Annotated in this window: 11 protein-coding genes; 6 read left to right on the forward strand and 5 right to left on the reverse strand. The window is 43.8% G+C overall.

Features of this window, described 5'->3' with window-relative positions; all coding sequences use genetic code 11:
• Positions 1–62 precede the first annotated feature (62 nt).
• The 4 genes from thiL to sppA all read right to left on the reverse strand — a co-directional run bounded on the left by thiL (position 63) and on the right by sppA (position 4917).
• A complete protein-coding gene (gene thiL / locus ONT19_RS01395; RefSeq protein ID WP_040552461.1) occupies positions 63–1175 on the reverse strand; it encodes a thiamine-phosphate kinase in 1113 nt (370 codons plus the stop codon).
• A gap of 23 nt (positions 1176–1198) precedes the next feature.
• Positions 1199–2008: a purine-nucleoside phosphorylase gene (locus tag ONT19_RS01400; protein WP_119226860.1), complete on the reverse strand. Its 810-nt coding sequence runs from the start codon at positions 2006–2008 to the stop codon at positions 1199–1201.
• Entirely contained in the window at positions 1893–3068 is a 1176-nt protein-coding gene (gene lpxK / locus ONT19_RS01405; protein ID WP_117727747.1) for a tetraacyldisaccharide 4'-kinase, read from the reverse strand. Before lpxK ends, ONT19_RS01400 begins: the two co-directional genes overlap by 116 nt.
• A 64-nt stretch (positions 3069–3132) precedes the next feature.
• A complete protein-coding gene (gene sppA / locus ONT19_RS01410) occupies positions 3133–4917 on the reverse strand; it encodes a signal peptide peptidase SppA (protein ID WP_264952458.1) in 1785 nt (594 codons plus the stop codon).
• 265 nt (positions 4918–5182) lie between these two features.
• Between sppA and ONT19_RS01415 the strand changes: the two genes are divergently transcribed.
• Positions 5183–5992: an alpha/beta hydrolase gene (locus tag ONT19_RS01415; RefSeq protein ID WP_264952457.1), complete on the forward strand. Its 810-nt coding sequence runs from the start codon at positions 5183–5185 to the stop codon at positions 5990–5992.
• A gap of 371 nt (positions 5993–6363) precedes the next feature.
• Here the strand turns inward: ONT19_RS01415 and ONT19_RS01420 are convergent, their stop codons facing one another.
• Positions 6364–7791, reverse strand: coding sequence for an undecaprenyl-phosphate glucose phosphotransferase (locus tag ONT19_RS01420; protein ID WP_182433071.1), 1428 nt, complete (start codon positions 7789–7791; stop codon positions 6364–6366).
• Positions 7792–8222: 431 nt separating this feature from the next.
• On the opposite strand from ONT19_RS01420, the gene ONT19_RS01425 reads away from it, so the two are divergent.
• The 5 genes from ONT19_RS01425 to ONT19_RS01445 all read left to right on the forward strand — a co-directional run bounded on the left by ONT19_RS01425 (position 8223) and on the right by ONT19_RS01445 (position 13804).
• Entirely contained in the window at positions 8223–9566 is a 1344-nt protein-coding gene (locus ONT19_RS01425) for a sugar phosphate nucleotidyltransferase (protein WP_264952456.1), read from the forward strand.
• A gap of 150 nt (positions 9567–9716) precedes the next feature.
• The gene (locus ONT19_RS01430) at positions 9717–9989 is read left to right on the forward strand and encodes a co-chaperone GroES (RefSeq protein ID WP_006846288.1); all 273 of its coding nucleotides are present in this window, start codon (positions 9717–9719) and stop codon (positions 9987–9989) included.
• 77 nt (positions 9990–10066) lie between these two features.
• A complete protein-coding gene (groL, locus tag ONT19_RS01435) occupies positions 10067–11695 on the forward strand; it encodes a chaperonin GroEL (RefSeq protein ID WP_006846289.1) in 1629 nt (542 codons plus the stop codon).
• A gap of 365 nt (positions 11696–12060) precedes the next feature.
• Positions 12061–12276, forward strand: a complete 216-nt coding sequence (locus ONT19_RS01440) for a hypothetical protein (protein ID WP_006846290.1) — start codon at positions 12061–12063, stop codon at positions 12274–12276.
• Entirely contained in the window at positions 12260–13804 is a 1545-nt protein-coding gene (locus ONT19_RS01445) for a RapZ C-terminal domain-containing protein (RefSeq protein ID WP_118085972.1), read from the forward strand. The genes ONT19_RS01440 and ONT19_RS01445 overlap by 17 nt, the downstream gene beginning before the upstream one ends.
• Positions 13805–13873 lie beyond the last annotated feature (69 nt).

Genomic DNA, 13873 nt, shown 5'->3' on the forward strand with positions numbered 1-13873 from the left:
AGAGAAAACGAAATATTTTCTCTTGCTTAATGTTTATTAACTAAATACCGCGTTGTTTGAAATTAATCTTTCAGCGGATTCCAACCTTGTGCTTTCAGTTCAAATTCCTGTCCGTCTCTGGTAATGAGGAACTTGCCCAGATTTTCTTTGGTGATGTAGCCAATCTGCCTTACACCCTCCATAGTCTCAATCTTCTCGTGGTCACCGATAGGTACGGTAAAGAGAAGTTCATAATCTTCGCCACCATTCATAGCACAGGTGGTAAGGTTCATATTGAATTCTTCTGCCTGCACGGCTGTCTGGTAGTCGATAGGTATGTTCTTCTCATATACTCTGCATCCGCAATGACTCTGTTCGCAGATGTGCATCAGTTCACTGCTCAGACCATCGCTCACATCCATCATGGCGGTAGGACGGATACCTGCCTCACGCAGTTGTGCTATCACATCTCCGCGTGCCTCAGGCTGCAGTTGTCTTTCCAAGAGATATTCCTTGCCGGCGAAATCTGGCTGGAAGTTGCGCATATTCTCTAAGTCTCTGTTCAGAAGAGCCAGTTTCTCGTTATCACCATTTGCTTTAGCCTCAGCCATCTTCTTTCGGATATCTTCTATCTGTCCGTAGTATACAGCCTTTTCGCGTTCCAGCAGTTGAAGTCCCATATAGGCACCGCCCAAGTCGCCCGACACACAGATCAGGTCTGTTTCCTTGGCTCCGTTGCGGTATACGATTTCTTCTTTTGCTGCTTCTCCGATACAAGTAATACTGATGGCTAAACCGGTGAGTGAAGAGGTAGTATCACCTCCCACGATATCTACTCCCCATTTGTCACATGCCATTCGAAGACCCTTATAGAATTCATCAATGTCTTCTACTTTGAATCGTTTACTCAATGCTATGCTTACTACCATCTGACGTGGGGTTCCGTTCATAGCAAAGATATCACTGATGTTTACCATTGCACTCTTGTAACCCAAGTGAACCATGTCAATATAGGTAAGGTCGAAATGTACGCCCTCCATCAGCATATCTGTAGTCATGAGCACCTCCTTGTCAGGATAATGCATCACGGCACAATCGTCGCCTACACCATAAACTGTAGACTCGTTTTTCTTTTCATAACCTTTGGTGAGATGGTTTATAAGACCGAATTCACCTAACTTTGAGATATCCAAAATAAATAATAGTTTATAATTTATACTTATGATCTGCGGATGATTTCTCGCATAATCTCTGTCATCTTAGGCTGTGCGGCATTGGCTGCAATCTGCACTTCCTCATGACTGACTTCTACAGGTACATCGAAACCGCCAAGATCGGTGATGATGCTGATGCCGAAAACCTTGATTCCGCAATGGCGGGCAACAATCACTTCAGGTACAGTACTCATACCTACAGCGTCACCACCCAATATACGATACATGCGATACTCTGCCGGTGTCTCGAAGGTAGGTCCCTGAACGCCAACATATACACCATGCTTTGCATCAATTCCCTTCTCCTTAGCGATATCGTCGGCAAGGTCGCGGAGTTTCTTGTCGTATGCTTCGTGCATATCCGGGAAACGTGGACCGGTAGGGAAGTTCTTTCCGCGCAATGGATGTTCTGGGAAGAAGTTGATGTGATCATCGATAATCATCAGGTCTCCAATCTGGAATTCCGGATTCATACCGCCCGAAGCGTTGCTTACAAAGAGGGTTTCAATGCCCAACTCGTACATCACACGTTCTGGGAAGGTTACAGCCTTCATGTCATATCCTTCATAGTAATGGAATCTTCCTTCCATAGCCATGATATCTTTACCTCCTAACTTACCGAAAATCAGTTTGCCTGCATGACCTTGAACGGTAGATACTGGGAAGTTTGGTATTTCACTATATGGAAATTCATAACTGTCAGTTATTTCTGAAGCTAATTGTCCGAGACCGGTTCCCAGTATGATTGCTGTCTTCGGACTTGTTGTCATCCTTTCTTTTAGCCAGGATGCTGTTTCTTGAATTTTTTCGTACATAGCTAATGATTTTGTCGTTAAAATTATCTTCTTGTTCCAGCATGAAACTTACCTTGATAGGCAGTTCGTATATGCTTTTCTTAACTATTTCATAGAGTCCCTCTGTCTCTTTTAGTCTCACGGCATCTTTCTCTGTCGTGATAATCAGACGGGGTTCTGGCATCTGTTCAAACGCCTCGTTGATGCGTGTGATGTCTTTATTCTTGAAGCGATGGTGATCACCGAAACTCAGCGACTGCATACTCTTGACCATTGGCTTCAGGTCGTGTTCCATCTGCTTAGGCGATGCGATACCAGTAACCAGCAGAGCATGGTAGTTTTTCAACTCCTCCTTGGCTATCTGCTGGTCTTCGAAAACTCCCTTTGGCGTATCATAGTTGATGCAGGTGAAGTAGAGCTTCTGGAAAGGGTAAAGGTCCATAGCCTTGGTGAGTACTCGAAATTCCATTGGCTTCAGGTCCTTTGGACATTTAGTGATAATCACAATGTCTGCACGGTTCTTACCGCTTAGAGGTTCTCTCAGTCTTCCTGCTGGCAACATCTTGTCATAGATGATCAGACGGTGGTAATCTACCAGCAGAATGTTGATACCTGGCTTCACATAGCGATGCTGAAAGGCATCATCCAGTAATACAACATCTACATCCTTGGTCGGTTCTTCATTCTGCAACTTTTCGATTCCTCTCACACGCTTAGCGTCTACGGCTACGTAGATATCGTCAAACTTGCTGTGCATCTGGAAGGGTTCATCGCCAATCTCTGACATTGTCGTATCTTTATCTGCCAGCACATAGCCACTGGTCTTTCTTTTGTAACCACGTGATAGCACAGCTATCTTTACCTTGTCGTGCAACAAGCGTATCAGATACTCCACATGGGGAGTCTTGCCCGATCCGCCCACCGTGATGTTACCCACAGAAATGATCGGGATTGAGAATGACTGACTCTTTTTCAGTCCGATATCGAAGAGCCAATTGCGAAATCTGACCATGCCGCCATAAATCCAACTCAGTGGTAGCAGCCAGTCGTTGATCTTGATAAGATCGCCTTCTGTTCTCATGTCTGTTTCCTTTCTCTTAACCGGTATGTCTATATATTAATGTACGCATACCTTATTATAAATGTTATTGTATGTTCAGTACGTAAGGAAGTGCAGCCTGTATAGGCTCTTTCTCCTTCATATTGCGTATCATGATGAATGGCTGGTAGAGATCACCCAATGCCAGACGCAACTGTTCGTCGAGATATGTTCCCTTGTTTCCGCCCGCCATATCCAGCAACTGTTCCATCCATCCAGCCAATGCCGGATATTCTACCGCCTGATAACTGCTGAGATGAGCCAATTCTGCAGCCTTGTCGATGGCGTCGCTCAAGCCGCCGAATCCATCAATTAACTTGATCTTCTTGGCGTCTGTACCCAGCCATACTCTTCCTTGAGCAATCTTCTCAACCTGTTCGGTACTCATTTTTCTGCCCTCAGCCACACGATTGCGGAAGAGGCTATATCCACGGTTCACATAGTTTTGCATGCTGGCAATCTCTTCTGCACTCCATGGGCGTGACATGCCTGCAGAGGCATAGGTACTGTTGCGGTTGGTCTTCACTTCATCATACTTGAAGCCTAACTTCTTTGTCATCAGGTCACTGAAATCTGGCAGGGCTCCAAAGATACCGATGCTGCCGGTCAATGTTGTAGGTTGTGCCATGATATATTGGGCACCCATACTCATATAATAAGCACCCGATGCTGCCATACCACCCATCGAAACCACTACCGGCTTCTTTTTATTTAATTCTTTAACTGCTCTCCAGATCTGTTCCGAAGCATAGGCATCGCCACCGCCCGAATTGATACGCAGAACTACGGCCTTTACCTGACTGTTATCTGCAAGTTCCTGAAGGTCCTTGATGACCTTTGTACTTACTATCTGTTGCTCAGAATCATAGATGCTAGGAGTCTCCATCCTGACAATGGACCCCTGACAGTAGTATACGGCAATCTCTTCGCTCATCAGATTCGAGTCGTCTATAGTCATATCTACGTCGTTATAGTCAACCTGATTGATGGTCTCGTCTGCCTTCAGTCCTAACTGTTTCTTTACCACGTCTCTGATTTCATCATAATAGCAGAATCCATCTACCATCTTTCGAGATTTCAGTAGCTTGGTATCATCAAACACCATCAGCCCGTCAGCATAGCGGTTCAGTGAATCCTTGCTGATGTTTCTGCTTTTGCTCACATCTCCCAACATCTGTAGCCAGAGTCCACTAATATAGCGTGAAACCTGCTCTCTGTTGGCATCCGACATTTTGTCTTCGGTGTATGTTTCAGTATAGCTTTTGTATTTGCCTACCTTCACTACCGTAAAGTGAACGCCAAATTTGGCTGCTACATCTTTGATATATTGTGGCTGCGATGCAATACCATGCCAGTCCACATTGCCTTCTGGGTTTACATATACCTTGTTGGCAACCGAAGCCAGATAATATCCACCCTGTGAGAGAGCATCACCATATGCGATAATCCATTTGCCGCTCTTCTTGAAATCGGCAAGTGCATTTCTGATTTCCTGCAAAGTGGCATAATCTGTCTCCAAGATACCTGTTTCCAGATAGATGCCCTTCACTTTATCCTCATTCTTTGCCTTGCGGATAGAAGAGAGAATCCTGTTCATGCCTATGTTGTTAAACTGCTCGCCTGTCAGTTCGCCGAGCCAGTTGTCTTCAGTACGGTCTTCAATCTGTCCTTGTAGTTTCATCACCATCACCGCATTGTCTTTCAGTGCCGGTTTACTGTTGCTCGATGCCACCATTCCGATGATACAGATGAAACCCAGGATGGTCATAATCAGCCCGAAGGCAAACAGTCCTACGATAGTGGCTGCCACGTTCTTGAAAAAATCCTTCATTATTCTATGTCAATATTTTATAAGTGAGACTCCTAAATAAATGCCAGCGGCAGAAGAGAGATGTTTTCTCCGATTGCCGTTTACAGCAATTTTTCTGCAAATATAGCAAAAAAGAACCAATAATCAAAGCGATTGGAACAAAAACACCAAAAAAAGAAGAAAAAATAACATAGGGTTAACGAAAAAATGCCTATCTTTGCATTATCTTAGCAAAACAGAATAAAGATATAAACAACAAAACAAAACAGAAAAAATGAAAAAGGCAATGATTTTTTTTCTTCTGATGCTGACAGCAATATCAGCATCAGCGCAATCCACCGCTCGCAAGTTCGTATTGAAGAACAGTAGCGATGGACAGAGTGAACTCACCTGTTATCTTCCTAAGAATCCTTCAGGAAGAGCCGTAGTAGATTGTCCTGGAGGTGGGTATTCTCATCTTGCGATGGACCATGAGGGGCATCAGTGGGCAGAATATTTCAACAAACAGGGTATCGCTTTCTTTGTCTTGAAATACCGTATGCCTAAGGGAAACCGCAATATTCCGTTGAGTGATGCCTATCAGGCGATGCGTACCGTTCGTGACAGTTCTGCAGTATGGAAAATAAACAAGGAAGATGTCGGTATCATGGGATTTTCTGCCGGTGGTCATTTGGCTTCTTCCATCAGTACTCATGCTGAGGCGGCTGTGCGACCTGATTTCTCGATTCTTTTCTATCCGGTGATTTCAATGGATGAGCGTATCTCTCATAAGGGATCATGTGTGAATTTCTTGGGTGAAGAGCGTAATACCAATAAGAAACTGGTAGAAGAGTGGTCTAACGACAAGGCTGTTCGTCCTAATCTTACCCCTCGTGCCATCATACTGATGTCTTTTGATGATAAGGTTGTTCCTCCTGTAACCAATGGCGTAGCCTATTATTCTGCCATGAGCAAGGCGGGCAACGAGTGTACCATGCACATCTATCCGACTGCCGGACATGGATGGGGGTTCCGCGATGCCGCTCATGGCTTCCCGTATCACGACCAAATGTTGAATGACCTTACCTGTTGGCTCAACAGGCTTCCGTCTAAGTAATCTAAGTAATAAGTAAAGAGAATACCTAAAAAGAGGGTGTGTCATAAGTTAATGATACACCCTCTTCTTGTTGTTGGAAAAACTAGGATATGTTATTGAAAGAGCTAGTATATATTGTTGAAAGAGCTAGTATATGTTGTTGGAAAAGCTAGTATATCTAGTATATGTTGTTGGAAGAGCTAGTATATGTTGTTGAGACAGTTAGTATCTCCGGTCGCACAACAGCTGTTGTGCGCTTGCATAACAGCTGATATGCGCTTGCACAACAGCTGATGTGCATGCGGTGACCAACTGGTGTGCGCCAACTATTTTCCAAACTTATGGCACATCCTCTTTTTTCTTTTTATAGACTCCTAATAAGTTATAGACTCCTAATAAGCATTCTTGTCAGGGCAGATAATGCTCTTGGCTGTCATGAAGATAATCTTGATATCAAGCCAGAACGACCAGTTCTCTATATACCAGATATCACGGCGGATACGTTCCTCCATCTGCCAGAGCTCCTTAGTCTCACCACGGAACCCGGTAACCTGAGCCCAACCTGTGATACCCGGCTTGGAGAAGTGGCGAACCATATACTTATCTATCAGGCTTCCATACACCTCTGTATGATGCAGCATGTGAGGGCGCGGACCCACAATACTCATGTCTCCCTTAAGAACATTGAAGAATTGAGGAAACTCATCTATGTTCGTCTTTCTCATAAAGTTGCCGAAAGCAAATTTACGTGGGTCGTTCTTTGTTGCCTGTGCCTTGTCTGCATCCTTGTTCACATGCATGGAACGGAATTTAAGACAGTAGAAGGTATCACCATTCAGACCCGTTCTTGCCTGTTTGAAGAAAATTGGACCAGGACTCTGAATCTTGATGATGAGAGCTATGAATGGAATGAATGGTAGAACGCACAAACATGCAAGCCCGCTCACCACGATGTCGAAGCTACGCTTGATAATGCGGTTTGACATGCTTGTTAGGGGTTCTATGCGGTTTGAATATACCGTCCTTCCCATAAAATTCTGGGCATCAAGATGCAATTTGTACTCACCAAACACACGTGGCAGGTAGTAGAAGTGTATCACATTCTTATCACAGAAGTGTATGATATTGATGATTTCAGGATCTTTATGCGACAGGCAGCAGAAAACCTCGTCAATATTGGAAGGTTCACCATTGATGGTATCATTCATGGTAGAAGAGATAATCTCTTTGAGCTGTTTCATGTTTCCTATTCTTTTCAACCCTTCCGGATTATCTGTGATGTCTTCATCTGCATAATATCCTTTTACGATATAACCTGCCGAGGGATCTTCTGTCATCGTCTTGTACATCTCGCTCACGGCAGGATCGTTACCTACAAAGACGACGGTGCGTGAGTTGCGGCCCTTAGAGCGGAAATACTTTAGTAATTTGAGTTCGCAGAGTCGGCTTATGATGAGAGACAGATAGAATGTTATGCCGAAGATAATGCTGAAGGAGAACATCTTTCCCCCGTGACCGAGTAGTCTTGAGAAGGTAAAGAAACAGAATGTTGTTGCTGCAGCCAGATATAAAGTACGCTTTGTAACCTGTAGGAACCCGATCTTTCTGACATGAATGATGGTGGAATAGAAGTATTCGCCTAGGAACAAGGCAGCATTGGCAACAAAAAAGGTAATCTTTGTTGCTTTGTCGAAATACGCAGGTATGAGTTCTTGACCATATTGGGTATAGAACAACAGTACGATGTTGAGAATAACGAAATCGGCACCTATCACCAGTCTCCTTATCATTTCATTTCCTTTATAATGCTTGTTCGTCATTTGCTTATGTTTTTTATACTCCTATATTTATATATCTTTTTAAGTTATTTGAGGTATGCTTAAATGATATTTGGTCGCAAAGGTAATAATAATAGTTGAAAATCGGAAATAAATCAGCAAAAAAATATCGAAATAAACCAACTTGAACCAACTTGAACCAGCTTTTCTTGTTTTTAATCTGTTTAAATGATGGTTTTTCTTCCTTTTTACTTTCTTGCGCATATCTAGGTATTTTTATATAAATAGGTAGTTTTTTTAGAAATTGCTTGGTGGTCTCAAAAGAAAAACGTACTTTTGCAGCCGGATTATCACGGATGATTCTTCTTTGAGACCTGTTGGTACAGGGAGTAAACTCCTGATGTGATGCAGTCTCTCATTGTTAATTTGTGAAATCTTAAGTATGAACAATAAACGATTTAGATAGTAATAATATGCAATTAATTTTATTATCGGGTGGCTCGGGTAAAAGGCTCTGGCCACTTAGCAATAATGCTAGAAGCAAACAGTTCTTGCCATTGCTCGAAAAGGAGAATGGGGAGATGGAAAGTATGGTTCAGCGCGTGGTACGTCAGGCTCAGGAAGCAAATCTGACCAACGATATTACGCTTGCTACAAACGCCAGTCAGCTGGATATCATCCAGAACCAGCTGGGAGAGCGGGTTTCTGTGGTTACCGAACCGGAGAGGCGTGATACTTTCCCTGCTATCGCTTTAGCTGCAAGTTATCTGAAACTGAAGAAGAAATGTGAGGATGACGAGGTTGTGGTTATTATGCCTTGTGATCCTTATACCGAGTTGGAATATTTCCATACCATAGCCCGTATGGTGGAATGTGTGGAGAAAAACGTCGCCGACCTCGTGCTGATGGGTATCAAACCTACTTATCCAAGTGCAAAATATGGTTATGTGGTTCCTTTTGCTGAAGGAGAGAAGTTTCAGATAGTGAAGAGATTTACCGAGAAACCGGATGTGCCTACAGCAGAGAAACTCCTGGAGGAGGGTGCTTACTGGAATGGTGGTGTCTTCGCTTTCCGTTTGGGCTATATGATGCAGATTGTACGTAAGTATATGCAGAGTGAGAACTTTGAAGATACTCGTGCAAGATATAGCGAATTTCCAAAAATCTCTTTCGACTACGAGGTGGCGGAGAAGGCTGAATCGGTAGCGGTAGTACCGTTTAATGGTGAATGGAAGGACCTGGGTACTTGGAATACACTCACTGATGAGCTGCACCATGCCAGCATCGGTAATGCGGTGATGGGAAGTCATTGCGAGAATACGCATGTCATCAACGAACTCCAGTTGCCTCTGTATGTGGATGGCTTGAAGGATGCAGTTGTTGCAGCGAGTCCTGATGGCATCTTCGTCTGTGCAAAGAAATATTCCGAGGACATCAAGAAGGCGGTAGAACATCTTACTCCGCGTCCGATGTATGAGGAAAGAAGGTGGGGTACTTATCGGGTGATTGACGATTCTGAGTATGCTGACGGCAATCATTCGCTCACCAAGAGTATTACCTTGAAGCCAGGTAAGAATATCAGTTATCAGCTTCATCACCATCGTTCTGAGGTGTGGACATTCGTAGAAGGTGAGGGCATCTTTGTACTTGATGGTGAGGAGAAACATGTGAAGGCTGGTGATACCGTGGTGATTCCTCTGGAGCATTATCATGCCATCAAGGCGATTACACAGCTGACTTTCATCGAAGTTCAGAATGGTAATCCACTGGTTGAGGAGGATATTGAAAGATTCGATTATCAATGGAAAATGAAATAAAACACAAGTTTTTGTGATATAATGTCAGTATTTAAACGTGTCAAAGTGTCAGTATGGATGCTTTGGCACGTTTTTCGTATACTGGCGGGGTGACGGGTAGCAATACCTGTTGGCAAAATAAATGTATAACAATTAAAATATTATAGAATCATGAACATTAAACCATTAGCAGACAGAGTGCTGGTACTTCCTGCACCAGCTGAAGAAAAAGTAGGTGGAATTATTATCCCTGATACAGCAAAAGAGAAACCACAGCGCGGTAAGGTCGTTGCTACAGGTAAGGGTACGAAAGACGAAGAGATGATTCTCAAAGAAGGTGATACCGTACTCTATGGTAAGTACGCTGGCACAGAACTCGAATTCGATGGTACTAAATATATCATGATGCGTCAGAGCGATGTACTCGCTGTAGTAGAAGAGTAATTCTTAAAGGTAAAAAAGTAAAAAGATAAAAAACTTTTTGCAGATATTTATTTAAACATTATTAGAAAGAATAGATTATGGCTAAAGATATTAAATATAATATGGATGCCCGCGACCTCTTGAAGAAGGGTGTTGATCAGTTGGCAAATGCAGTAAAGGTAACTCTCGGTCCTAAGGGCCGCAACGTGGTAATCGAAAAGAAGTTTGGTGCTCCTCAGATTACTAAAGATGGTGTTACCGTAGCTAAGGAAGTAGAGTTGGAGAATAAATTCGAAAATACTGGTGCTCAACTTGTTAAGAGCGTTGCTAGCAAGACTGGTGATGATGCCGGTGATGGTACAACAACTGCTACTATCCTGACTCAGGCTATCGTAACAGAGGGCTTGAAGAACGTTACTGCAGGTGCAAACCCAATGGACTTGAAGCGCGGTATCGACAAGGCTGTAGCTGCTGTTGTTGCCTTCATCAAGGAGCATGCTGAACAGGTAGATGACAACTACGATAAGATTGAGCAGGTGGCTACAGTTTCTGCCAACAACGATGCAGAGATTGGTAAGCTCTTGGCTGACGCAATGCGCAAGGTTTCAAAGGATGGTGTCATTACTATCGAGGAGAGCAAGAGCCGTGATACCAACATCGGTGTTGTTGAGGGTATGCAGTTTGACCGTGGTTATTTGAGCGGTTACTTCATGACTGATGCAGACAAGATGGAGTGTGTAATGGATAACCCATACATCCTTCTTTATGATAAGAAGATTTCTAACTTGAAGGAGTTCTTGCCAATTCTCCAGCCTGCTGCTGAGAGTGGTCGTCCTTTGTTGGTTATCGCTGAGGATGTTGATTCTGAGGCTTTGACTACTTTGGTAGTTAACCGTTTGCGTGGCGGTTTGAAGATTTGTGCTGTGAAGGCTCCTGGCTTCGGCGACCGTCGCAAGGCTATGCTGGAGGATATCGCAGTATTGACAGGCGGTGTTGTTATCTCTGAGGAGAAAGGCTTGAAGTTGGAGCAGGCAACTTTGGATATGCTGGGTTCAGCAGACAAGGTTACCGTCAACAAGGACAATACAACTATCGTTAATGGTCATGGCGAGAAGGCTAATATCCAGGATCGCGTAGCTCAGATCAAGAACGAAATTGAGAATACTAAGTCTTCATATGATAAGGAGAAACTTCAGGAGCGTCTGGCTAAGCTCGCCGGTGGTGTAGCTGTCCTTTATGTAGGTGCCAACTCTGAGGTTGAGATGAAGGAGAAGAAGGATCGTGTTGACGATGCACTCTGCGCTACCCGTGCCGCTATCGAGGAAGGTATCGTTGCTGGTGGTGGAACTACTTATATCCGTGCTCTCGAGGCATTGAAGGATATGAAGGGTGATAACGCTGACGAGACAACAGGTATCCGTATCGTAGAGCGTGCTATTGAGGAGCCTCTCCGTCAGATTGTTGCCAATGCCGGTGGCGAGGGTTCAGTAGTAGTAAATAAGGTACGCGAGGGCGAGGGTGACTTCGGTTACAATGCCCGCAAGGACGTTTACGAAGATATGCGTCAGGCTGGTATCGTAGATCCTGCCAAGGTAGAGCGTGTAGCTTTGGAGAATGCTGCTTCTATCGCAGGCTTGTTCCTGACAACAGAGTGTGTGTTGGTTGACAAACCAGAGCCTGCACCAGCTGCACCAGCTGCAGCACCTGGTATGGGTGGTATGATGTAATAAGATGAATAATTTGAGCAAACAAAGCACATCGTAAGACTGCGAGTTTGCAAAGCGAAAATATCAAATAGGGGTGATTCTCAGCGAATTATCCCTATTTTTTTGTTTTTTTAGTCATAAAGATGCAAAAAATAGCAAAATTATTTGGTTCGAATAATCTTTTTTTGTAACTTTGCATCGTAAATAAAAGAAAGTATCATCCTGAGGGATGGCAAAGATATTTTTTTGATTTGTTTTAGTAGATTAGTTTTTAAGTAGTTTGTTTTTGGAAATCGGTTGTCGTGAGACATCCGATTTTTTTTTGTTTTTATTTTGTTTTCTCAATTTAATTGTGTAATTTTGCAGCATAATAGAAAATTCATAGCATGAACAATATTGATTGGAAAAAAGCAGTGGTCTTTCTGATTGTTATCGGAGGACTCATTTATATTACAAAGGCAGAGTTGGGAATGACTACTACAAACTCGTTCCTTACTACGCTGGGTATCTTATTGCTTCTCTTTATCGGAGATAACTTCGCACAGAAGATTGATGATGATCGGAAACGACGTAAACTGAATAATGATGGAAAAGCTGATTGATCTATATAAGAAATGGGCGGGTGAAGAACCGGCTGATGTCATAAAATTGGCAGGGCAGGGGAGTAACCGGCAGTATTTCCGTATCATTGGGCATGATGGTGATACGGTAATTGGTGTGATAGGAACCAGTCGTGATGAGGATCATGCCTTTGTATATCTGGCTCAGCATTTCCAGCTCAGACAGTTGCCTGTTCCCCAGATTCTGGCGGTGAGCGATGATGAACTCTGCTATCTTCAGACAGACCTTGGCGGTACTTCGCTTTTCGATGCCATCAAGGGCGGACGAGATGCGGGCGGACGTTACAATCAGAAAGAGAAGGAACTCCTTAAGAAAACCATTCGTGAACTTCCGAATATCCAGATTCGCGGTGCTAGAGGATTGGATTGGCAGAACTGCTATCCGCAGCCAGAATTCGATGTAGACAGTGTACTCTTTGACCTCAACTACTTCAAGTATTGTTTCCTGAAGCCTACCGATTTGGATTTTCACGAACTGAAGCTCGAAGCCAACTTCCGGCTTTTTGCCAAGGATCTGACATCAGAACCGATGGATTGTTTCCTTTATCGCGATTTTCAGGCGCGCAATATCATGCTGGATGATAAGGGAAATCCATACTTTATTGATTTTCAGGGTGGTAGAAAAGGACCGTTCTATTATGATCTCGCCTCATTCCTCTGGCAGGCATCTGCTAAGTATCCGTTCAAACTGCGCAGAGAACTGGTTTGGGAATACTACCAGTCATTGAAGCATTATACCGAGGTACCATCGGTGCGCCATTTTGTAAACCGGTTGAGTCTTTTTGTACTCTTCCGTACCTTACAGGTTTTGGGCGCCTACGGATTCCGCGGCTATTTCGAACGCAAGAAACATTTCATCGACAGTATTCCGCCAGCTATCCAGAATCTGCGAGATCTTCTGAAGATGGGTGACAAGGTGTTCCCTTATCCTTATATGATGGATATGTTGAGAAGACTGACCGAATTGCCACAGTTCAAGGTGATAGAGAGTGTGGCGCTGAGTCGTGCAGACGGCTATAAGACTACCGACAACAATATCTATCGTGCGCATCCGCAGGACGGACCTGCCACCTATTCTAAATATGATGGTAAGGGACCGCTGGTGGTAAGAGTGTATAGTTTTTCTTTCCGTAAGGGCATTCCAGAGGATCCGTCGGGCAATGGTGGAGGTTATGTCTTCGACTGCAGAAGTACCCATAACCCTGGCAGATACGAACCTTATAAGAAGTTGACGGGTCTGGATGAGCCTGTTATCCGATTCCTGGAGGATGATGGTGAGATATTGAAGTTCCTGGATCATGTCTATGCACTTGCCGACCATCATGTAAACCGCTACATGCAGCGTGGTTTCACCTCTCTGATGTTCTGTTTCGGATGTACAGGCGGTCAGCATCGCAGTGTGTATTCTGCGCAGCATCTTGCCGAACATATTCACCGGAAGTTTGGTGTAGAAGTGCAGATTTGTCATCGTGAACAGCATATTGAACAGGTTTTGCCGGCAAAACAATAGAAAATAGCGTGCAAATTTGGCTATCTCGCAAAAAGTTAGTAAATTTGCACGCACATTTAAAAATAGCTA

The sequence above is a fragment of the Segatella copri genome, from assembly GCF_026015625.1.
Lineage (GTDB): Bacteria > Bacteroidota > Bacteroidia > Bacteroidales > Bacteroidaceae > Prevotella > Prevotella copri_H.